At 37.6% G+C, this 22,451-nt stretch carries 25 protein-coding genes, 1 tRNA gene and 1 pseudogene; 17 read left to right on the forward strand and 10 right to left on the reverse strand.

The window, feature by feature from the left end; translation table 11 throughout:
* Positions 1 to 123 precede the first annotated feature (123 nt).
* The 4 genes from gor (at position 124) to gltX (ending at position 6,139) form a co-directional block, all read left to right on the forward strand.
* Positions 124 to 1,515: a glutathione-disulfide reductase gene (gene gor, locus BTR_RS04430; protein ID WP_012231530.1), complete on the forward strand. Its 1,392-nt coding sequence runs from the start codon at positions 124 to 126 to the stop codon at positions 1,513 to 1,515.
* 71 nt (positions 1,516 to 1,586) lie between these two features.
* Positions 1,587 to 2,966, forward strand: coding sequence for a class II 3-deoxy-7-phosphoheptulonate synthase (locus BTR_RS04435; RefSeq protein ID WP_012231532.1), 1,380 nt, complete (start codon positions 1,587 to 1,589; stop codon positions 2,964 to 2,966).
* A 127-nt stretch (positions 2,967 to 3,093) separates the two neighbouring features.
* On the forward strand, positions 3,094 to 4,755 hold the full coding sequence (locus tag BTR_RS04440; RefSeq protein WP_012231534.1) for an NAD+ synthase: 1,662 nt from the start codon (positions 3,094 to 3,096) through the stop codon (positions 4,753 to 4,755).
* Between the two features lie 10 nt (positions 4,756 to 4,765).
* Positions 4,766 to 6,139: a glutamate--tRNA ligase gene (gltX, locus tag BTR_RS04445; RefSeq protein WP_012231536.1), complete on the forward strand. Its 1,374-nt coding sequence runs from the start codon at positions 4,766 to 4,768 to the stop codon at positions 6,137 to 6,139.
* Positions 6,140 to 6,199: 60 nt separating this feature from the next.
* Here the strand turns inward: gltX and BTR_RS04450 are convergent, their stop codons facing one another.
* Complete coding sequence (locus BTR_RS04450) at positions 6,200 to 7,603, reverse strand: DEAD/DEAH box helicase (RefSeq protein ID WP_012231541.1); 1,404 nt, start codon at positions 7,601 to 7,603, stop codon at positions 6,200 to 6,202.
* Positions 7,604 to 7,746: 143 nt separating this feature from the next.
* Complete coding sequence (locus BTR_RS04455; RefSeq protein WP_012231543.1) at positions 7,747 to 8,520, reverse strand: NAD kinase; 774 nt, start codon at positions 8,518 to 8,520, stop codon at positions 7,747 to 7,749.
* A gap of 279 nt (positions 8,521 to 8,799) precedes the next feature.
* Here BTR_RS04455 and BTR_RS04460 point away from each other — a divergent pair.
* The 13 genes and pseudogenes from BTR_RS04460 to BTR_RS04520 all read left to right on the forward strand — a co-directional run bounded on the left by BTR_RS04460 (position 8,800) and on the right by BTR_RS04520 (position 17,598).
* Positions 8,800 to 8,876 (forward strand) — tRNA-Arg (locus tag BTR_RS04460).
* A gap of 423 nt (positions 8,877 to 9,299) precedes the next feature.
* Positions 9,300 to 10,478 carry a YbfB/YjiJ family MFS transporter gene (locus BTR_RS04465; RefSeq protein ID WP_012231545.1) on the forward strand — a complete coding sequence of 393 codons (1,179 nt, stop codon included), beginning with the start codon at positions 9,300 to 9,302 and terminating at the stop codon, positions 10,476 to 10,478.
* A gap of 382 nt (positions 10,479 to 10,860) precedes the next feature.
* Positions 10,861 to 11,001: a tautomerase family protein gene (locus BTR_RS12225; RefSeq protein WP_341871960.1), complete on the forward strand. Its 141-nt coding sequence runs from the start codon at positions 10,861 to 10,863 to the stop codon at positions 10,999 to 11,001.
* Positions 11,002 to 11,091: 90 nt separating this feature from the next.
* On the forward strand, positions 11,092 to 11,469 hold the full coding sequence (locus BTR_RS04470; protein WP_244393505.1) for a hypothetical protein: 378 nt from the start codon (positions 11,092 to 11,094) through the stop codon (positions 11,467 to 11,469).
* Positions 11,470 to 11,625: 156 nt separating this feature from the next.
* Positions 11,626 to 12,111, forward strand: coding sequence for a phage tail protein (locus BTR_RS04475; RefSeq protein WP_012231550.1), 486 nt, complete (start codon positions 11,626 to 11,628; stop codon positions 12,109 to 12,111).
* A complete protein-coding gene (locus BTR_RS04480; RefSeq protein ID WP_012231552.1) occupies positions 12,108 to 12,362 on the forward strand; it encodes a tail protein X in 255 nt (84 codons plus the stop codon). Before BTR_RS04475 ends, BTR_RS04480 begins: the two co-directional genes overlap by 4 nt.
* On the forward strand, positions 12,353 to 13,183 hold the full coding sequence (locus BTR_RS04485; protein WP_012231554.1) for a hypothetical protein: 831 nt from the start codon (positions 12,353 to 12,355) through the stop codon (positions 13,181 to 13,183). Before BTR_RS04480 ends, BTR_RS04485 begins: the two co-directional genes overlap by 10 nt.
* Before the next feature lie 695 nt (positions 13,184 to 13,878).
* On the forward strand, positions 13,879 to 15,066 hold the full coding sequence (locus BTR_RS04495; RefSeq protein WP_012231556.1) for an alpha/beta hydrolase: 1,188 nt from the start codon (positions 13,879 to 13,881) through the stop codon (positions 15,064 to 15,066).
* A gap of 125 nt (positions 15,067 to 15,191) precedes the next feature.
* Positions 15,192 to 15,686 carry a hypothetical protein gene (locus BTR_RS04500; RefSeq protein ID WP_012231557.1) on the forward strand — a complete coding sequence of 165 codons (495 nt, stop codon included), beginning with the start codon at positions 15,192 to 15,194 and terminating at the stop codon, positions 15,684 to 15,686.
* Between the two features lie 642 nt (positions 15,687 to 16,328).
* Positions 16,329 to 16,601 (forward strand): CopG family antitoxin, encoded by a 273-nt coding sequence (locus tag BTR_RS04505; protein ID WP_012231561.1) that lies wholly within the window; start codon positions 16,329 to 16,331, stop codon positions 16,599 to 16,601.
* A 41-nt stretch (positions 16,602 to 16,642) separates the two neighbouring features.
* A pseudogene (locus BTR_RS04510) lies at positions 16,643 to 16,941 on the forward strand (type II toxin-antitoxin system HicB family antitoxin).
* 72 nt (positions 16,942 to 17,013) lie between these two features.
* Positions 17,014 to 17,295 carry a type II toxin-antitoxin system RelE/ParE family toxin gene (locus BTR_RS04515; RefSeq protein ID WP_012231565.1) on the forward strand — a complete coding sequence of 94 codons (282 nt, stop codon included), beginning with the start codon at positions 17,014 to 17,016 and terminating at the stop codon, positions 17,293 to 17,295.
* Positions 17,296 to 17,310: 15 nt separating this feature from the next.
* A complete protein-coding gene (locus BTR_RS04520) occupies positions 17,311 to 17,598 on the forward strand; it encodes a HigA family addiction module antitoxin (RefSeq protein ID WP_007346872.1) in 288 nt (95 codons plus the stop codon).
* A 44-nt stretch (positions 17,599 to 17,642) separates the two neighbouring features.
* Here the strand turns inward: BTR_RS04520 and BTR_RS04525 are convergent, their stop codons facing one another.
* The 8 genes from BTR_RS04525 to ssb all read right to left on the reverse strand — a co-directional run bounded on the left by BTR_RS04525 (position 17,643) and on the right by ssb (position 22,253).
* Entirely contained in the window at positions 17,643 to 17,921 is a 279-nt protein-coding gene (locus tag BTR_RS04525; protein WP_012231568.1) for a hypothetical protein, read from the reverse strand.
* The gene (locus BTR_RS04530; protein ID WP_012231569.1) at positions 17,918 to 18,631 is read right to left on the reverse strand and encodes a phage antirepressor Ant; all 714 of its coding nucleotides are present in this window, start codon (positions 18,629 to 18,631) and stop codon (positions 17,918 to 17,920) included. Before BTR_RS04530 ends, BTR_RS04525 begins: the two co-directional genes overlap by 4 nt.
* A gap of 595 nt (positions 18,632 to 19,226) precedes the next feature.
* Entirely contained in the window at positions 19,227 to 19,805 is a 579-nt protein-coding gene (locus BTR_RS04535; RefSeq protein ID WP_012231073.1) for a hypothetical protein, read from the reverse strand.
* Positions 19,806 to 19,808: 3 nt separating this feature from the next.
* Positions 19,809 to 20,129, reverse strand: a complete 321-nt coding sequence (locus BTR_RS04540) for a hypothetical protein (protein WP_012231570.1) — start codon at positions 20,127 to 20,129, stop codon at positions 19,809 to 19,811.
* Positions 20,130 to 20,602: 473 nt separating this feature from the next.
* Positions 20,603 to 20,998 (reverse strand): type II toxin-antitoxin system HicB family antitoxin, encoded by a 396-nt coding sequence (locus BTR_RS04545; RefSeq protein ID WP_012231571.1) that lies wholly within the window; start codon positions 20,996 to 20,998, stop codon positions 20,603 to 20,605.
* Positions 20,995 to 21,195: a type II toxin-antitoxin system HicA family toxin gene (locus BTR_RS04550; protein WP_012231574.1), complete on the reverse strand. Its 201-nt coding sequence runs from the start codon at positions 21,193 to 21,195 to the stop codon at positions 20,995 to 20,997. Before BTR_RS04550 ends, BTR_RS04545 begins: the two co-directional genes overlap by 4 nt.
* 64 nt (positions 21,196 to 21,259) lie before the next feature.
* Positions 21,260 to 21,796, reverse strand: coding sequence for a hypothetical protein (locus BTR_RS04555; RefSeq protein WP_012231576.1), 537 nt, complete (start codon positions 21,794 to 21,796; stop codon positions 21,260 to 21,262).
* 10 nt (positions 21,797 to 21,806) lie between these two features.
* Complete coding sequence (gene ssb / locus BTR_RS04560; RefSeq protein WP_038473476.1) at positions 21,807 to 22,253, reverse strand: single-stranded DNA-binding protein; 447 nt, start codon at positions 22,251 to 22,253, stop codon at positions 21,807 to 21,809.
* Positions 22,254 to 22,451 lie beyond the last annotated feature (198 nt).

The raw sequence follows: 22,451 nt of genomic DNA on the forward strand, positions 1-22,451 counted from the left end.
TAAGATTCTGTCTTTTTAGACTATTGCTTTATAGAAAAATGCTTCTTTAAAAGAAAAAAAGACTTTCATTTGATAATAAATGATTTTAGCCTATCATAGCAAATATATGAGAAGGAATAGTTCGTGGGCTCTTTTGATTTTGATTTATTTGTTATTGGAAGTGGTTCTGGTGGGGTGCGTGCAGCACGGCTTGCTGGAGGTCTTGGGAAGCGTGTTGCTATAGCAGAAGAATATCGTATAGGGGGAACCTGTGTTATTCGTGGTTGTGTTCCCAAAAAGCTTTATGTTTATGCTTCACAATATGCAAAAGAATTTAAGAAAAGCGTTGGTTTTGGGTGGAAATATGCGGATCCAATTTTTAGCTGGGAAAAGTTGGTTGCGGCTAAAAATAAAGAAATATCAAGATTAGAAGGGCTGTATCGTCGGGGGTTAGAAAATAACAATGTGCGTATTTATGAAAGTCGTGCTACTTTTATCGATGATCACACATTAAAGCTTTCTGCTACAGGTGAGCGGGTAACTGCGGAAAAAATTTTGATTGCAACGGGGGCAAGAGTTGCACCAAATACGACTGTAGAAGGCGGTGATTTTTGTCTGACTTCTAATGAGATTTTTGATCTTGATAAACTCCCAAAATCAATAGTCATTGTTGGTGGAGGGTATATTGGTGTTGAATTTGCTAATATTTTTCATGGGCTCGGTGTAAAAACAACACTCCTTCATCGTGGTGATTTAATTCTCCGTGATTTTGATCATGATTTGCGGCGATTACTCAACGATGCAATGATTGAAAAAGGGATTTCTATTCTCTATGAGGTAACAGTTTCTCAAGTGCAGGCAGCAGAAAATTATTATAATGTTCTTTTATCAAATGGGCAAACGATCAGCACCGACCAAGTTATGTTAGCTACGGGGCGTATGCCCAATACAGTAGGGTTAGGACTTGAGAAGGCAGGTGTAGAAGTTAATGCGTTTGGGGCTGTTATTGTTGATGAGAAAATGACAACAAATATCCCTCATATTTGGGCTGTAGGGGATGTAACGGGGCATATTCAATTAACACCTGTTGCGATACACGATGCAATGTGTTTCGTTAAGACAGCTTTTGAGAATATTCCCACAAAACCTAATTATGATTTAATTACAACAGCAGTTTTTTCACAGCCCGAGATTGGAACGGTAGGTCTTTCAGAAGAAGCGGCGATACAGCGTTATAAGAGTCTTGAAATTTATCGTACAGTTTTTCGTCCTATGCGTAATGTTCTTTCCGGTAGTTCAGAGAAAATGTTTATGAAGCTCATTGTTGATGGTGAAAGCCGCATCGTTGTAGGGGCTCATATTTTAGGAGAAAATGCTGGTGAAATGGCACAGCTTATTGGAATATCGCTCAAGGGGAAGCTGACGAAGGATATCTTTGATGAAACGATGGCGGTGCATCCAACGATGGCAGAAGAATTGGTAACGATGTATAAACCAAGTTATATATATGAAAATGGGAAGAAAATAGAAAATTAAACAACATTCATAGTGTGGTAAAAAGTTTTTGATATGCTAAGCTTGGAAGCTTCATTTTTAGAGAGAGTATAATGATAAAAGAATGGGCGCCTAACTCTTGGAGAGAAAGGCCAATTAAACAAGTTCCGACTTATCCGGATAAGTCTATGTTAGAAGATGTAGAACGAAAGCTGAGAAGCTATCCTCCTTTGGTTTTTGCCGGTGAAGCACGTGATTTAAAAAATGAATTAGCAGCTGTTGCGAAAGGCAAGGCTTTTTTATTGCAAGGTGGTGATTGTGCTGAAAGCTTTGCAGAACATGAAGCTGATAATATCCGTGATTTTTTTCGTGTATTTTTGCAAATGGCGATTGTTTTAACCTTTGGTAGTTCTAAACCCGTTGTTAAAATTGGCCGTATTGCTGGTCAATTTGCAAAGCCCCGTTCTTCTGATATCGAAAGAAAAGAAGGAATTGAATTTCCTGTTTATCGGGGAGATATTATTAATGGCATTGAATTTGGAGCCGATTCTCGTATTCCAGATCCGCAACGGATGTCTATGGCGTATCGCCAATCTGCGGCAACACTTAATTTATTGCGTGCGTTTTCACAAGGTGGCTATGCTAATTTAGAAAATGTTCACACATGGATGTTGAGTTTCGTTTCTAACAGTCCGCAGGGGGAACGTTATGAATTATTGGCAGAGCGTATTTCTGAAGCAATTGATTTTATGCGTTCCATAGGAATTACATCCAAAACGCATTCTTCGTTGCGTGAAACATCTTTTTATACCAGTCATGAAGCGCTTTTGCTTGGTTATGAAGAGGCGTTGACGCGGATTGATTCAACTTCAGGAAATTGGTACGCAACATCTGGTCATATGTTATGGATTGGTGACCGTACACGTCAGATTGACCACGCTCACGTTGAATATTGTCGCGGCATTAAAAATCCTATAGGATTAAAGTGTGGTCCTTCTATTGAGCCTGACGAGCTTTTAAAATTAATTGATATTTTAAATCCTGAAAACGAACCGGGGCGTCTTACTCTTATTACGCGCTTTGGTTATGATAAGGTTGAAAGTTATCTGCCTAAACTTATCCGTGCCGTTGAACGCGAGAAGCGTGAGGTTATATGGTCATGCGATCCAATGCATGGCAATACCATTACTGCTAATGGTTATAAGACGCGTCCCTTTGATTATGTTTTAAAAGAAGTAGAGAATTTTTTTGCAGTGCATCATGGAGAGGGAACCTATCCAGGAGGCATTCATATTGAGATGACAGGTCGTGATGTCACTGAATGTACGGGAGGAGCGCATGCTATTTCTGTAGATGATTTATCTGATCGTTATCATACGCAATGTGATCCACGATTAAATGCAGATCAAGCGTTAGAATTAGCTTTTCTTGTTGCTGAACTTCTTAAAAAAAAACGTGTGACTGATCCATTAGCGCTTGCTGTTGGTGGGTAGGCAAAAATTTGTCTGACATTTTTTATTTTAGATCATTATGGTAGAAGAGAACTTTTAAAAAAGTGATATTTTTGATGATAAAAGATAAAGTTGTGGTTGCCAAACTGATGAAGTGATACAAAGGCTTATGAAAAATAACTTTCGGGTCGCAGTTGCCCAATTAAATCCTATTGTCGGTGATATTGGGGGAAATTTTTCTCTAGCCGTTATGGCGCATCAAAAGGCTAAAGAAGAGGGGGCAGACCTTGTTTTATTCACAGAGCTTTTTATAAGCGCTTATCCACCAGAAGACCTTGTTCTAAAACCTGCTTTTACAAAAGCATGTGAAGAGTCTGTTGAAAAATTAGCAAAAATAACCGTAGGCGGACCAGGAATTATCATTGGTCTTCCATTAAGACGTAATGGCAATATTTACAACGGTCTCATGCTTCTTGATGAAGGGCGCGTCATTACCGAAAGCTTGAAGTTTGATTTACCTAATTATGCTGAGTTTGATGAAAAGCGTCTATTTTCTCCTGGACCACGTCCTGAGCCGATTGATTATCATGGAATAAAATTGGGAATAGTGATTTGTGAAGATATTTGGAATGATTCCTCTTTGTGTGCAGAACTTTGCAATAAAGGGGCTGAGATGATTCTTGTTCTCAATGGATCTCCCTATTATCGTAATAAAACCTTAAAACGTATAGAAGTTGTTCGTGCGCATGCACTTCAATTTGGAGTGCCGATTATATATGCTAATCAAGTTGGTGGTCAGGATGAGCTGGTTTTTGATGGAGGCTCTTTTGCCTTGAATGGACAAGGCAAAATGGTATTTCAAATGAAACATTTTGAAAGTCATATTTCTGTAAGTCATTGGCAACGAAAAACGACAGGGTGGCACTATGTTTCAGGTCCTAATGAAAATCTCTTAACGGATTTAGCGGCCGATTATCAAGCTTGTGTTTTGGGCTTGAAAGATTACGTTAATAAAAACGGCTTTAAGGATGTTATTCTTGGTCTTTCCGGAGGAATTGATTCAGCACTTTGCGCGGCAATGGCGGTGGATGCTCTTGGTGCTGAGAGGGTCCGCACCATTATGATGCCCTATCATTATACTTCACAAGAATCATTGAAAGATGCCAAAGAATGTGCCGATCTTTTGGGATGTCGCTATGAAATTATACCGATTGCACAACCAGTTGAAGCATTCTTGAATACGATGGCACCTGTTTTTTTGGGGTTGTCTTCTGATGTGACAGAAGAAAATCTTCAAAGTCGTATACGTGGTACACTTTTAATGGCGCTTTCAAATAAATTCGGTTCAATGGTGGTAACGACAGGCAATAAATCAGAAATGGCTGTGGGATATGCAACACTGTATGGTGATATGAATGGTGGATTTAATCCTCTTAAAGATATTTATAAAATGCAGGTTTATGCCTTAGCTGACTGGCGCAATAAAAATTATTTGCACCATTTAAAGGGTCCAGAAGGAATTGTTATTCCATCCAATATTATAAAAAAAGCGCCTTCTGCAGAGCTACGGGAAAATCAAAAAGATGAAGATTCTCTACCGCCTTATCCCATTTTAGATGATATCTTACAATCTCTTGTGGAAAATGACATGAGTATTGGTGATATTGTTCAACGTGGGTATTTGCGGGAAACTGTTGAGAAAATTGAACATCTTCTTTATGCAGCTGAATATAAAAGGCGCCAGTCTGCACCCGGTGTAAAAATCAGTTACAAGAATTTCGGACGCGATCGTCGTTATCCCATAGTCAATCATTTTCGTGATAAAAGTTGAGTATTATTTTATGGTTAAAGTTCGTTTTGCTCCCTCTCCAACAGGTTATATTCATATTGGCAATATCCGTAGTGCGCTTTTCAATTGGCTTTATGCACAAGCGCATAAAGGAGAATTTATTTTGCGCTATGATGATACAGATGTTGAGCGTTCTAAACAGGAATATATCGATGCTATTGCTGTTGATCTTGAATGGCTTGGTATTCAACCAGATGCAATTTATTACCAATCGAAGCGATTTAATCGATATGATGAAGTGGCAGAAATTCTCAAACAACGTGGTCTGCTTTATCCCTGTTATGAGACAGCGGAAGAATTAGAGCGGCGTCGGAAAATCCAGCTTTCACGCAAACTACCTCCCATTTATGACCGTGCAGCATTGAAATTGACAGCAGAAGAGAAAAAAAACTGTGAATCACAAGGTCGTAAACCCCATTGGCGTTTTCTTCTTCCTAATTTTGAAAATGATCCTTTGCAAACAAAGAGAACAGAAGTTTGCTGGAATGATGCCGTAAAGGGAAAGCAGACAATTGATTTGGCTTCTCTTTCAGATCCTGTGCTTATTCGTGAAGATGAAACCTATCTTTATACATTACCATCTGTTGTGGATGATGTCGATATGGCCATTACACATATTATTCGTGGTGATGATCATATTACAAATACAGGTGTTCAGATTGCTCTTTTTAAAGCTCTTGATGCAGAATTACCTGTTTTTGGTCATACCAATTTATTGGCAACAGTTTTAGGAAAAGGATTTTCAAAACGTAATAATGATCTTTCTATTCGTTCTCTAAGGGAAGAGGGATTTGAATCGATCGCTGTTCAGTGTCTTGCTGTTTTGATTGGAACATCACAAAATGTACATCCCTATCCCCATCAAGCAGCGCTTTTAGAACATTTCAATTTACAAGATACATCCAAATCGGTTGCAAAATTTGATATTGCAGATCTTTGTACTTTGAATAGTCATCTTGTTCATGAACTAAATTATGAGGACGTTAAAACACGTCTTAAAAATCTTTCTATTGAAGGAGAAAAAGCAGAGTATTTCTGGAATGCGATAAGAAGCAATATTGATAAAGTCAATGAGGCTGTTTTGTGGTGGAAAATCATTCATGATGAACAGAATTTTGATGCAGTGGCACAAGAGGATCGCGCATTCGTGCAGCAGTCACTCAATTTCTTACCTGAAGGTGTTTTGAAGGATGAAAGTTGGCAAGTTTGGACGACAGCATTAAAAGAAAAAACAGGTCGGAAAGGAAAGTCTTTATTTATGCCATTGCGTCAAGCACTTACGGGCATGGATCATGGACCTGAAATGGGAAAGCTTTTGCAGCTTTTAGGGCGCGAAAAGGTAATAGAAAGACTCTCTAGGAAATAAGAGAAACTTTTTAAAAGCATTTTTTATTTATTGTACGCTTACAGAGATTGAAACGCGGGTCTATCTACGTGTTTTTATGAGCATGAATGCAGGAATATCATCACCAAATCCAAGGGGCGCATAATTCCTATTTTTTCGAAGGCGCTGTTGCTCGGATGGTTTTTCTTTACCCTTCACGTTTTTGATATAATCTATTTTATTCTCTTTTACAGTTTTTTTAGGGTGAGCAATAGGCTCTTTGGGAGCCTTTTTCTTTGATGATTGTGAAGATTTCTTTTTTACAACACTATCTTCTGTTTGATCATCGGTGCTTAAAGTCGAGAGATCCCCATTGAGCCATTCAATTTTTTCATGACTCATTTCCTCAATGGCATTGATATATTTTTGATCAGCTTTTGTGACGATGGTAAAAGCTTTTCCAAGACGATTTGCACGCCCTGTACGACCAATTCGATGGATGTAGTCTTCAGCATGTGTAGGAACATCATAATTAAACACATGACTTACCGCTGGGATATCGAGTCCACGGGCAGCAACATCAGAAGCAACTAGAAGTGTCAGTTTATTATTTTTAAAATCAGCTAGGGTATTCATGCGTGAATATTGATCCATATCTCCATGAAGTGCTCCTACATTAAAGTTATGTTTGATGAGCGATCTAAAAAGTTCAGAGATATCTCTCTTTCGATTACAGAAAATAATAGCATTTTGAAGTTTAGAACCTTCATTTTGGATAAGCTCTCGTAAAACCGCTCTTTTATCCCATGATTTATTTCCAGATTTGACGAGCCGTTGTGTAACTGTGGTTGCTGTTGAGGATGCTTTTGTAACTTCAACAGATACAGGAGAATGTAAAAATTGTTTTGTTAGCTTTGTAATTTCTGGCGCCATTGTTGCAGAAAAGAACAAAGTTTGACGTGTGAAAGGGGTTAGTTTACAGATCCGTTCAATATCAGGAATAAAGCCCATATCCAACATGCGATCAGCTTCATCAATAACAAGGATTTCAACGCCCATCAGGAGTAATTTACCGCGCTCGAAATGATCGAGAAGACGCCCTGGTGTTGCTATAAGAACATCAGCGCCTCGTTCAAGTTTACGATCTTGATGTTCAAAAGAAACCCCACCAATTAAAAGAGCAACATTTAAACGATGATTTATTCCATATTTATCAAAATTTTCTTCAACTTGAGCTGCAATTTCTCGCGTTGGTTCTAAAATGAGCGTACGAGGCATTCGTGCTCTTGCGCGACCTTTTTCAAGGAGAGTGAGCATAGGCAATACGAAAGAGGCGGTCTTTCCCGTTCCTGTTTGAGCGATTCCTAGGACATCTTTTCTTTGAAGGACATGAGGAATTGTTTCACTTTGAATAGGTGTTGGAACTGTATATCCTGCTGACTTTACTGCATTAATAACCTTTTCGGAAAGACCTAAATCATCAAAACTATTCAAAGATGGTATCATTTTTATCAATTGCTCTGTGCTTTTAGCTTCGCTATCTCAATGATAAGTACAACAATATTCTCCACTCTTAAAGAGTGTTAAGACGCTTTTTAAAAAAAGCCAACTATAACAATCATATACATATAAAGCGCATAATACAATCATTAATAGCGAAATTGTTCTGATAAAATGCGCTCATCCCATGAATGACTTGCGTCAAAAAGGATTGAAGCTGTTACTTCTGTTGCCATTGAAATAGTCACTGAATGAACAGATTTAACTTCAACGTTATCAGCGGCAGCATTAACAGGGCGTTTGTCAGGTTCAAGCATATCAAAACGCACTGTTACTGTATTGGGAAGCAGTGCACCATGCCAACGTCTCGGGCGAAAAGGGCTAACGGGAGTGAGGGCCATAAGGGGGGCCATAAGGGGAAGAATAGGTCCTTGTGCTGATAAATTATAGGCAGTTGATCCTGCTGGTGTCGCAACAAGGATACCATCACAACTTAATTGTTCCATGCGTACGTTATTATCAATGGTGATGCGAATTTTTGCTGCTTGATAAGATTGCCGAAAGAGGGATACTTCATTAATTGCAAGCGCCTCGATAGATTCTTGACATTCAGCTTTTGCAATCATGCGCAAGGGATGAATTTCTTTTTTATGGGCGACAGCAATACGATTGGGCAACTTTTTTTCATGAAATTCATTCATAAGAAATCCTACAGAACCTTGATTCATACCATAAATAGGCTTTCCAGTGTTCATAACGTCTCGTACGGTTTGTAACATTGTTCCATCACCACCGATTGCAACAACAATATCAGTTTCTTCCAGAGAAGAATGACCATAAACGGAAATTAATTTATGAGTAGCTTTGATAGCTTCCTCAGTTTCTGCGGAGATAAAATGAAAGCGACTTGGTAATGTAGTCATTTAAGAATTATCCTGATACTTATAACTTATCTTGTAATTTATTTTTTGAGAGTTTTGAAGTTGTAATAAAAACTCTTTTTACAATAAAAAGAGTGTTGAAGACAAAAAGAAAAGTCATTATCAAGATAAAGTAAAGTATCATTGTAGAAAAGAAAGAAGATTGCGCGTTGTTAGATAATTTACAAATAAGCAATTTTTTTACCAGAATGATAATTTAGCATTGAAGCTAAGAGTATGATTAGTTAAAAGACCACAACTGATTTTAATAATTAGTTTGAAGCACCCGTAGCTCAGCTGGATAGAGCGCTGCCCTCCGAAGGCAGAGGTCACAGATTCGAATTCTGTCGGGTGCACCAAACTTTTCAACTTAATATCACCCTAAATAATAATATCATCTAAAAAGAAAAAAATTCCTCTTTTATGAAAATAGCCGTTTGAATTGTTTATTAAGTTTTACAGCGAATGAGCAAACGATTTTAAGAGAGGTAAAATTTACGGTGGCATTTATAATTTGGGGGTTAGTTGTTTTGAATATCGAGATAAAAAAGCAAGATTATCTAGATATGTTTTCAACTTAACTATGAACACATATAACATAAAAATATATATTATTATATAACTAATCCATTAATCAGTAATATTGACAATAATCACTCAATATGTTCCTCTACTTTCTTAAATAAATGGCTAGATTTTCTTTTATTCTCTGAGATTAGGTTACGACTATGATGAGATAGCATGCAGATGGGAAAAAATGATCAGTTAAGGGAATAAGGGAAATGATGGAGAAAAATAATCATCAGGATTTACATTATTTTAAAATAGCTGTATTCGGTATGGTTATTATGATTTTGGGGATAGGGATTGGGCGATTTTTCTATACATCAATATTTCCAGTTATGTTGGGTGAAGGATTGTTTACCTTTAATCAACTCTCTTATATAGCGAGCGCTAATTATGGCGGTTATTTAGTTGGGAGTCTGTTTTTTTCATTTTGCAGAGTTGGGAATATATCCCGTGCTCCCTACGTATTATTTGGTGCAGCCATAGTAACGAGTATACTTATTTTTACAGTGACGTTAACAACAAACTTTTACTTGGTTGTCTTGATCCGCTTTGCTGCTGGTATTGCAAGTGCAGCAATGATGATTTTTGGTTCTATTACGGTTATGCAGCGTAGTCACAATCTGCGGGTTATTGCTTCGCTCTATGCAGGTGTAGGAGTTGGTATTCTATTAGGTAATGAGTATGTTATTATCGGTTTGAGTAGATCACTGAATGCGAAAAATATTTGGTTTGGAGCTGGTTTAATATCTATTATCTTGTTGTTATTATTGTTTATTTTATTCCCGCGTCGTGTTGATACGTCTCAATTTGCTATTAATGAGCCATTAGTACACGAAAATATTGTTTGGTGGGAACTCGTTCTGCTTTATGGACTCGCTGGATTTGGTTATATTATTGTTGCAACATATCTTCCTTTGATGGCGAAAACGTTTAATTTTCAACTGCTTGCTAGCCACTTATGGTCGTTTGTTGGAATAGCCATTGTTCCCAGTTGTTTTATTTGGTTATGGGGAGCAAATCGATGGGGAGTATTACGTTGTCTGATGCTCAATTTGCTTATTCAAGGGGGATGCGTATTACTGACATTATTTAGCCAGTCTCCTGTACTAATAGTTCTCAGTTGCATAGGGTTTGGATTTACCTTTATGGGGACGACTTCTTTAGTTATGCCGTTAGCTAAGCGTTTGCACACACCGTATGGCATAAATCTGCTGGGGTTAGCTATTTTAACTTATAGTATTGGTCAAATATTAGGACCTCTGTTGACGAGTTTTCTACAGTTTGGTTCATACACCATTGCACTTTCCATTATTTGTGGTGCTGTAGCACTTTTTGTAGCTGCTGGAATCTGCCAATATTGCCTTTGTAAAAAGACAGTTAGCGTTTCATAAACACGCAATCTTCACTAAAAATTTTAGGAAATTTATTAAACTCTTTCTTAAGATATTTTATGAAAGTCGAATTATTCTAATGAGGGGTATTTACAGCGTTCTTCACTCTACCGTTGCTATTTTGAGTGTTGTTCCTCGTGTGATTAGTATTCTCGAAAGTTCAGGCTTTATTGGCATAATCTATTTTCTGATGACTCTATTCAACTTCTTTCTCATATATCAATAACGCTATTTTTCTGCTAGAAATTTGCATGCTCTCCGGTAGATATTAGTTTTAAGATATGCATCTGTTATGTGTTAATGTTTAATCTTTTTGCATTCGTTTATTTGAGCTTTTTATTCAACACTTATAAATTATGGAGACGTTATACTTTACGTAAATATTAAAATTATTAATGAAGATATTCCCCCTGAACAAAAGCGACAGCTGATTGCTGGAGTAACTCAATTATTGGTTGATGTTTTGAATACAAATCCGATAACGACTGTTGTAGTAATTAATGAAGTGGAGATGGATAATTAGAGCATTGGCGGTGTTCCAGTTACAAAATTAAGAAAAACTTTAAATAGTGAATAACTCTATTGTATTTTATGATAAATCTGATCAATTCTAGTGTATTGGCTATGTGATCAGCTTATTACTGTTTGGATTGTTGATGGTTTTATGTCGTCCATCTCACAATTGATGGATTATTGTAAATCTTTACCTCACCGCATAAAGGGGTGGATTGGGTCGATTGATGTAAGAGAGTTTTTGCCAAGTTTTTTGAGGGGCAAAACGTCCATCCAACCCATAGTACAATTTGCGGGGGCTTCTCCTGTAAATTCATCTGCCAGAGAACCAAGAGACAAAGACCGTTCCCCCATTACCCACAATCAAAATGTCACAGTGCATGTTAATGGGGCGCGTGACCCCATGGCCACTGGTCGTGCGGTTGCTCATGCTCTGCAACGGGCACGCACCAATGCGCTGCATGGTGGCACAGAATGATAAGGACGACAGAATAAGGGACAAGACAGCGTGCTGGAAAGAACACAATGAGGGGAGGGATGAAGTGCTAGGATGGCGCAATGGTAGGAGAGATGCAATGATACGTTTCGAAAGAAATGACGTGCTGGAAGGGATACAATCAATGGGAGGTCGTCTATGAGAGATCCTTTGCTGATGTTAGGTCCACATCTCTTTTATGTGGACTGGCTAAATTTCCAATCGTTTGAGGAAGAGTTTTCTGCCTCCTGGGTTTGCTTAGAGCGTTTTGGAGAGGCGCCCGGTTTGCAATTTACCGGTTATGGCAATGATCCCAAGACCATTCACGGGGTGTTGTTTCCAGAAGAGTTTGGGGACCGGGTAGCGATAGATGCTATCACCAGAACCATTCGTGCAGCCAAGCCCGTTCAGATGATTCGTTGGATGAGTGACAACGGCTATAGTGCCATTCTCCATGGATCTGTAGTGATCACCAGTGTGACGAAAGACCATGATTACATCAGTCGCTCTGGTCAATCGGGGCGTATTCGCTATGCCATTAGCTTGTTACCGTTTTTCGATGGTGGAAAACCACAAGGTCAATATCAGGTGGGACAATATCAAGAGGGATATGATCAATATTCCCAAGGAGGAGAAACGCCATGAAGATACCAGAAAAGCATCTCGTGGTAGAGCTAGAGGATATGAGTCTTGATCTAATCTGCTTTCAACATGCTATGGCTGTGTTAGGGGATCGTTTTCAAGTTGGAGCGATCAAAGGGTATTGTGAGGCTACTTTGCAAGCCAATCCAGGTATTGCAGGGTATGGTGCTCTGTTGCCGCGGGGCTTAAAGGTCATTCTGCCTGAATTTGTTAGCCAAGAAAAGAACAGCGTGGTGAGAAGGCTATGGGATTAATGCGCACACATCCCTTTATTGAGGTGAGGGTGGGAGAGAAACTTGTTCATGAGGTTTTTTACCAGCGTCTTTTAACGGCAACCATTACGGACCATGCGGGCAATGAAGCCGATACATTTGAAGCGGAGTTTGATGATAGTGGCAATGATTTAGAGATTCCCTCCAGTAACAGCGCACTCCATGTCACCTTTGGCTATCAAAACAGCATCCGAGCCTTTATGGGGCGTTTTGTTGTCGAATCAGTGGTAAGTTGTGGGAGCAGTGATGGAGAGATTTTGCGCCTTTGTGGCAAAAGTGCCTCGATGCGTAAAGAACTTAAAGAACAAGCGAGTGAACATTTTGACCACAAAACCATTGCTGAGATTGTTGAGGCCCTTGCCAAACGCCATGGTTATCAAGCAAAGGTCAGTCCACAATTTACCAAACAAACCTTGCCTTATGTGGTGCGCACCGATCAATCGGCGGTTGACTTTTTAACCCGCCTTGCCGACCGCATGCGGGCACGTTTTTTAATCAAGGACAATAAGTTTTTATTTTTAAGCGGTGACAATTTACCAGCCCTCACCCTCCATAAGCATGACTGTTCCAGCTGGGAATTTACCCTAGAGCCGCGCACCCAATACGGCACCATTGAAACTTCTTATTTTGATCGCGCAAAAGGGCAACAATGCCAAGTCAAGCATCAAACAGGGTTTAGCGGTCCCGTGCGTCGTTGTTATCACAAGGTTGAAAGAGCCGCGCGCTTTTTGTTTCTCCAACGTTGTGTCTTATATGGGAAAAAGATTACGTCTCTTTTAGTTTTGGAAGGAAAAAGCCTATAGAGCATTTAACCCCGATAAGCTTTTAGCTAGGATGAGACGTGTTAGACAAAAATTGCTTGATACGGTTATCTTAAATTTATCATGGGAACGAGTTGTCGAGCTCTTTGATGCGCCCGACAGTTTATTTTATTTAGAGCCACTTTATCTTGTAAACAAGAAGTATTTATAGTTCTGGGAATTTTGTTGAAGACGATTTTGTAAGTATGGCAAAAGTTCTCAAGGGCATTCAAGGGAAGTTTATTTTGAGTCTGAATGATTGTGATACGGTTCGAGAGATCTTTAAGGATTTTGACTTTTTAGAAGTTGAGACGCTTTGGACATCCGGTATGGCAAAAAAACACCCCGGAAAGAAGTTCTGATTCGTAATTGCAATATATAGATGCTGATGCTATTTGATAGCGTTACGGATTCTATCTATCAGGTGGTTCAAAAGGTTGTTTTGTTATTTAACGTTTTTATTAACTTATTGAAAAATATTGTTAAGTTATCATTAAATTGTACCGACCATCTGCACCATTAACAATTAATTTCTCTGTAACGATAAGAGGTTGTATATAGAGAGGGAATCTGTGCAAATTATGGAAAAATCTTTCTTTATGTGTTATCTTCTGGTTTTTTCTTCATAACGTTTCATTTTTTTGCTTTAATCTGTGCATTTGAAAGGTTATATTTTTTATAGATGGGGCCGAGTTGCAGTGAGAAGTATAGTTGTTATAAGGTATTTAACACTTTTTATTTGTATTTCTTTATTATCAGCGTGTAGCGATTCGCGTGCTGTTCTTTGGCATGGGGTGCATGCAACGCCTTCTATGACCGCAGTAGAAAGAGAAGTTGAAGGAAAACCGATTTCTCCAAAGGCCATCGTTCCAGTGTATGTTGCAACAAGTCGTATGATGCAAAATAATTATGCTCAGCCTTATGGTTCAGAGCGATCAAATAAAGTACATTACAATCGCGTTGACGTAGGAATTCCTCAGCAACATGTAAAGGGAGTTGTTGAAATAAATGCATATAAACCTACACATGATAAGTATTTTGCGGCAGTCTCATTGCGAAAATACGATAACAAAGAACAGTTTAAACAGCAATTAAATGCTGCTTTAGCAAAAAAGCCAAAAGGAAAAAGAGAAATTTTCCTTTTTATCCATGGATATAATAATAATTTTGCAGATGGTACATTTCGTACAGCGCAATTTACACACGATTATTCTTTAAATGTTGTCGCTGTGCATTATTCTTGGCCTTCTGCTGGATCAGTTCCTCTTTATATTTATGATCGTGATAGTGCTAATTTTGCCCGTGACGGATTAATAGAGCTCTTGACACTTATTAACGAAACCAATGCTGATCAAGTTTCAGTTATTGCACATTCTATGGGCAATTTTGTTATAATGGAGGCATTTAGAACCTTAGCTCTACAGGGAAAATATAAGCCTATTCGTCGTATTACAAGTTTATTAATGGCAGCACCAGACATTGATATTGATGTATTTGAACGCCAACTTAATGATATAAAGACACTTCCACAGCCAACAGCAATTTTAGTATCCAGAGCAGATAAAGCTCTCGCAGTTTCTGGGCGTCTTACGGGTGGACATCACCGCGTGGGTGATGGCTCAGATATTGAAATGTTGCGTAAAAATGGAATAACTGTTCTTGACTTTTCTCATGTGGATGGGGGAGCACACAATGTTTTTGCGTCTTCTCCAACGTTAATGGCTCTTTCTCGAGAAGGCTCTTTGGCTTCAACAATTATGCAAGGTACAGAATTATCACCTAGTCAAGCTCTTCTTGCAGATAGTAGTAGTGTGTTGGAAAAAACAACACATCTTATCCTTTATACACCTTTACGTTTTCTCTCTCCACGGATTTTACGTCGATAGCAAAAAAAGAGACCGTCTAATAATGCATTGGAAGGGTATTTTTTAGCACTTTCTTTAGAATGACTTTGTAAAATAAAAAAGAAATAGCGGACTGAGTGTAAAAACAGTTATTAGGTGAGTTTGTAATGATTGCACAGAAAAGCTATCTCAATGCACCTACAGTTGTTGATTATTTATCTCATTCCGCAATTAAGTTGTTAGAAATTCATGCTATGCTTGTGAAGGTGAGAAAAGGTGATATGGGGGAAAAACCAAATTTATTGCGTCAAATTGATTCTACAAAAAAACAATTAGATGAGATAAGCCATGCTCTTATTTTAGAATATCGTAAACGCCAAGAAAATGAGCGCTTTTTAAAACAAATTTTGCTCTCCATTTCCGATCAACTTTTTTCACTTAACAATGGTTTTAAAGAAACTGGACGTCTTTTTTTTCAAGAAGTTAGAATACTTCAGTCTCAGATGCAATGTTTATATGAGGGAAAAGAGAGGCTGCATTTGTTGAATAGCGAAGAAGCTCTTTGTTCTCCATCAAAAATTGATGAAGTCATTAAACAGTTACAAAAAGCGCGAGAAAAGCTTATCGTTGAAAGTCCACACCTTTTTGAAAAAGAATGTTAAAATCAAAAAAAGATTTTTTAAAACAAGCACATTGATAAAAATATTTCCTCTTTACGAGCAAACAGTGCATTTAGATTGCAGTTATTTTTCTCTTTCTTTCGCCTTTTTATAATATCAGTTAATAGAGCACTCCAAGTGCGATTGCAAAGGGAGAAAAGATGCTGGTATTGCTTCAATAAATAAATTGAAGTCACGCATATTGAAAACATTGTCACCTGCCGCTGTTTTTGCTGCTTTGATTAACGCAACAAATGTTTTTCTTATCGTTTCTCGGGGATGCATGGGAGCTCCTTTTAGACAAATTTGTTTTTAGTCATTTTTATTGCATTTGTGGATACATTTTGATATACATGCGTTATGGTAACAAATATCCAAGTTCATGGCATAAATTGGGATGACGGGAACTGGCCTAAATGTGCCAAACATGGAGTTTGTAAAAAAGAGATAGAATATTTATTCACCAATCCGGGAAATCTCGTCATAAAGCACGACCCAAATGTTAAAGAAGAGCGTTTCAGAGCTATTGGAAGAAGCTATAATAAAAGATATTTTTTTTAGTTTTTACTTTGAGAACAATAGAGAGCGAACTGTTTGTGCGTCCTATTAGCGCCCGTTATATGCACCAGAAGGAGATCGATTTTTATGAACACCTCTAAATTAAAACAAATACCTGTTTTCAAAACGGATGAAGAAGCAGAAAACTTTGTCGATACTGCTGATCTTACGGATTACGATTTAACGGGTTTTAAACCTGTTCATTTTGAATTCTTACCTAAAGAAGCTTCTATGAATATTCGCTTGCCTCAAGCTCTTATGAAGGCTTTAAAGGAAAAAGCTAAAAATCAAGCTATCCCTTACACACGTTATGTTAGGCATCTGATTGAACAAGATTTACGAAAAAGCCATCGTAATTAGTTTTCCTTTATGAAGGATATAAGAAAGTATTGAGTTAAAGCATGAACAATAATCATTATACATATCGTGTTTTGTTGTTACAAGAAGATGAGGAATATGTCGGATTATGTGCAGAATTCCCATCTCTTTCATGGTTAGACGCTCAAGCAGAATGGATCTCGTTTCAGAGGTTGTTGAGGATATGCAACACAACGGAGAAGAGGTTCCTGTGCCTTTGTCACATGGTAAATATAGTGGTAAGTTTCAATTAAGAATTCCACCAGAACTTCATAGAAAACTTGCAATTCAAGCCGCCGAAAATGGTGTAAGTTTAAACAGATACATTTCTTCTAAACTGTAATTTTCCTTTTGATAAAACACTTGATTGACACAAGTGCATGGTGTATAGTATCAAGTATCAAAAGGTAAGTGTATGGCAATCGTTAGTTTTAAGCATAAAGGATTAAAGTTGTTTTTTGAAACAGGATCACATAAGGGTATACAGTCCGCACATGCTAAAAAATTAGCAAATATTTTGGTGATTTTAGATACAATATCCTCGCCGGAACAAGTAACAATTAAATCATATCGTTTACATGCACTTACTGGCGATTTAAAAGGCTATTGGTCGATGCGTGTAAGTGCCAATTGGCGCGTTACCTTTCGTTTTATTGGAACAGATATTGAACTTGTTGATTATCAAGATTATCATTAATTTTAAGGTATTATTATGATGTACAATCCTCCACACCCCGGTGGCATTTTAAGAGAAGAGTTATTGGATACGCTAGGATTAACGGTAACAGAAGCAGCTAATCGTCTTGGTGTTGCACGTTTAACTTTATCACGTGTTTTAAACTGTAATGCAGCAATTAGCATTAACCTAGCCTTACGTTTGGAGATGGCTGGTTTAAATGATGCAGAATTTTGGCTTAAATTGCAACAGAAGCATGATCTTTGGCAAGCACGGCATAATAATCCGATTTCGTATATCGCACCTTTAGAAGCAGCCTCTTAGCCACCTCCCCACCTTCGAAGTGGGAAAGGGGCATGCTTTTGAATTTAAGCAACTTTTCTAATGGGGCTCTCGAAATTTGGTTCATAAGTGCGCAACAAAGAATCCATGCTATGCGGTAACTCTGAAGATCCAAAATTTGTAATCATTGCTAAAATCTTTGTAATATTGGGTAGTTCATTTTGAAGTTTTAAAACTAAAACTTTTTCTATCAATTCCATAACTTCAACTATGGCATTACAATTTTTATCTCCAATGCCTCGATGATTGGAAAATTTAAACAGTGCCATCCATAAATCACATAAGAAGTTGGTATCTATCTTCATAGCACACCTCCATGGATTTGTTCTCTCAAACATGCCAATCTTCTGGATGTGATTTTTGTCGAAGGGAGTACCTTTTCTGTACCATCTGGTCTTTGAATGGTGATAGCAGGGCAATTCATGAAGCCTTTCTTGATTTTATCCTGATAAGGTAACAGAGGCGCCCCTGGAGCACGTCGATAAACCCAGTCATGTTTACGCAAGTAATCGATTAAACCAAACAGCCTATCAGAACGTTTTAAACCTTCCAAAGCTTCTGCTTTTGGCGTGAGTGTACTCACCTCATTTCTTAAGTCTTCTAATTGATTGATACTCTCTAAAAGAAGCTGTTTAATCGTAAGAGGATTTTCCAAAGCATTGGCAAGATCTACTTGTGGTGTTGCTACTTGTTTTAACCGTCTTTCACATTCGATAAAGTATAAACGAGCTTCTCTACCTTTCTTATTGTTCTCCACCATAGAAAGTTCTTTGGCTACACTTAAAGTGAGGTGATAGTCTTTACGATTGTGACCACCTCTTCCTTTGCTCCCCAAAATCGGGGAGCAAACAAAATCTTGATTTTCTACTAAATTATATTTGTTGATACGGTCAGTAATCCAAGTAGAGAAATCTTTTCCTATTTCCAAAAACGCATGTAGATCACGTGCATCTACTGTCTGAACAGTATCGCCATCAATACTGGTTTGATGTATGTCGATTAAATATTGTGCCATGATTGGGTTCCTATGTGCTTAAAGGTTTCTTAGTAGACACCCTAACAGGTGCCGGGTGCTAAGAAACACGGCACATAGCCCGTCGTTATACCTTTCCCAAAAGGGTATTGTATAGCATAACCACACCCGACAAGGTCATTATATGTGCGTAGCATATAATGAGTCAAAGCTTTTAATTGGCGGTGAAAAGATTGTTTCGGCAATCTATCCGCTATGTGTTTAAGGTGTTTCTTAGGCACCTGATTCGACAATATGCATAACGTCACTGCCTTGTCAAGTGATAAAAACTTTTTTCTAAAAATAATACGCTATTGTACAGTGTGTATATGAATACACATTAAATTCGTTATTTTTCAATATATTATGTGTACAATGTACAGTCATTTTGAAAATTCTGTCGCTAGCGATAGTTCGCGCTCGTCCGCCCCGCAACGAAGCCAACCCGCTGGGAAGTACCTTTTGAATTGATTTTATTGACTTTTTTATGGAAAAAACAAAGCATAAATGATGGTCTTTTTTTTAAATTGCAATAAGAATAGGGAATGCTTAAACTCATAAAGATATGGAATATAGAGATAAAGCTTGAGAACATGATCTAGCCTTTTTTATTAGCAGCGTATTCTTGACGTTTAAGTTGTCTCTGTATATTTTTGGTTAATCTTTCATTGGCATATTGTGCAATAGCGCTTGCAATCTCTGGCTTGGACATCACTTTAGCAATTGATGGTCCTTCTTGTTTTGCAATGGGGAATTGGTCTCCATCATCTCTTTGAAACACATTCCCTCCCATTTTTAACTCAACACGTTTTGGAAAACTGCCTCCCATGATAAAACCATGGGGCAAGATTTCTTTCTTTTTAAACAGTGTGTAAGTTACGCCGCGTTTTGTTTCTCTTGCTTTAAAAAATTTAAGAGGTATCGGTGTTCCAGAACCAATGATATCTGTCTCGAGAAACTGTGCGGTAGCCTTGTCTTTAATATAAACACCTCTTCTTATACGCTTTATTTGGGCTGATGAGATGTCGGTAACTTGCTTTTCAGTAAAGCGTTCAACTTGTTTTGCTGCAGTGTTTAGAGCATTACGCAGAGCCCAATTAAGGCGAGGGGCTTGAAGGCTTGTGAAGGTATCTTTTACCTGTTGAAGATACCATTTTTGGTGGATAATTAATTTCAACTTTTAAGCCTTTTGGGGGGTAGATATTGATGGCTTGGAAGCTGTAGGTGCTTTTGGTTTTTCGAATGAGGGTTCCTCTGTTACTGTTTCAGATGATGTTTGGTTGGGTTCTTTTTTTACCTGCTTAATCTGTTCAATTGTCTTGTCGGGTTTTATTTTTGTTTTGACATCAACAAAGGGTTTAGCAGCATTTGCACGCTTGAGACGTGCGTAGACTTGATTAGAAATCTCAACAAATGGATTATTGGGAGTTGAAGTTTCAAAACGAACAGTGCTTTTATTATCGCCAACAACACACATTGGCTTGGTGATGATTACTTTCATCTTCGCTCCTTTTGAGGCAATGAATTAATGACATCATTGGTCACTTAATGGCATTTGATCTTTGCAAAATAGATTAGTCTGTTTTATCAATAAAAACAGTACTTCAAGCCCTCTTGAAAGCTTAAGATTTTATCAAATTTTAGGGGATATTTTTGAATTTTAGACACAATACAACTAGGGACAGCATGATCATTAAATAAAATTTTTTACACATTGTCAAGGGGAAAAATCTATATTTTGTATTTTTTATCTAAATATTTATAAATATTGAGCAGTATAGGAGAGAAAGGAAATGACAGGTCCAGAAATATTAGATGCCGTGTTAGTGATATCAATGATAGTTATATCACTATTGACTATAGCGTTTTGTTTGCCTGCCACCTTTTGATTTTCATTAATATTTTGTATATCATATGTAATTATACGCTTTTGCAAAAAAAATCTAGAGTGAGAAATTTCTCCATATTGATGGGCTAAATATTAAGCTCGTGACGGGCTGCTGTTGCCAAAAAAGCAGATCTTGTTAAGCCTCTCTCTTGTGCACAATTATCAATTGCACGCAAAAGCCCTCGTTCAATTGATATATTTGTACGTACGACTTCTGAATCATTTTCAATAAAAGGAACTTGTATTAAAAAAGCTCCTTCTGACAAGGCTTTTTTGACAGCTTTCTGTTGTATCACTTCTTCAAATTTTAAAGGAACAGGCACTGTATCCATATCTTCACAGTAAAGTTGTAAAGCTTCGGTTGCATTTATGATAAGATTTTCTTCTTCATCAGAAGCAGAGAATAGACCTTCAAAATCAGGAAATTGAACACCAAAAGCAGAATCCTCATCTTTATGAACAAGAGCAAAAAATCTTTTCATTCTTCTTCTCCTTTTTTAAACCAGCCTGCTTGTTGTGCAATAGAACGCGCTGTACCAATTGGAAGATTTTTTTTAGGATGTGGAACAATAACAACCTTACCGTCTTTTTCAAATTTATGGTGCGAACCTTTTACTTTTACAAGTTCAAAGCCATCGCGTTTTAATTTTGCAATTATCTTTCGGCTGTTTTGTTCCATTCCCTAATCTCATAATGTGTATATATTTACACACTATACTTTTTCTTATTTTAAGTCAAGGTTTTTAATAACCACAATGTTTCTGGAGAGCGTTAAGGACTATCCGCAATGAAGGTACAAGGTACGGTAATTCTTGATCTTCACTAACAAGATACTGTAGCGCAGCATAAAAATTATGCTGTTTATATAGGTTTTGTGTTTCTTTTATTACCTCTTGCATATTCAAAAATTGTTTTGTTGCAAATTCAATCCATTTTTTTCTAGCTGCTTCATCAGAAGATGAGGGCATTTTATCATAAATTGCACTAGGCAATGTTTTTGCACATAGATAATCATTTCTGACTTCAATATATTTTTGTGCAACATCGTATTGATCTTGATTAATCACACCTTTCAGATAAAGCCGTCCGATATAGGTACCGGAAAGCGGATTTTTTGCTTCTTCTATGGTCAAGCCAAAGCGTTTGGCACGCATTTCTATTGCTAATTTCTCAATGGGGTCATGAGGCATTTTTGTCCGTGAGATACGACCGTTGGGTTCTCTGATACATCCCTTAATCCGTGGACGCCCACGTTTTGCATGTTTTTTTCTTTTAGCCATATTTTTTCAATCAGAATGGGACGCTATCATTAAGAGATGCGCTATAATCTTGAGTACCTGAGGCAATAGCATAACTTTGAGAAGTAATGGGTGAGGGGTGTGCAGATTGCTCTTTCTTTGCATCAAGCAAATGCAGTTCACCTTTATATTGTGACAAGACAATCTCTGTTGTGTAACGGTCATGACCATTTTTATCTTGCCATTTACGGGTTTGTAATTTGCCTTCTATGTAAACCTTTGAACCTTTGTGTAGATATTGAAGTGCTATTTTTGCCAAATGCGGATTAAAAACCACTACGGAGTGCCATTCGGTTTTATCTACTTTTTGATGCGTGTTTTTATCCGTATAGCTTTCAGAAGTAGCCATACGAAAATTGACTATTTCGGCACCAGAATTCATTGTTTTGCTTTCGGGATCTGCCCCTAAATAGCCAATTAAGATCACTTTATTCAACATGTTTGTAAGTTCCATTTGATTTGCATTTTATACACATAAAACCTTAGCATAATTTGTTTATTTTTTTCAATTATTTCAGTTAATTAATCACAGTTTTTTAAAGTATTGCATTATAATTTTATTTGATAAACTCACTAAATAGCTGTGTTATAAAAAGGCAAGGCTTTTTTTGTTCGATTTATTATTGACAATCGAACC

This window comes from Bartonella tribocorum CIP 105476, from assembly GCF_000196435.1.
In the GTDB taxonomy this organism is placed as follows: Bacteria; Pseudomonadota; Alphaproteobacteria; order Rhizobiales; family Rhizobiaceae; genus Bartonella; species Bartonella tribocorum.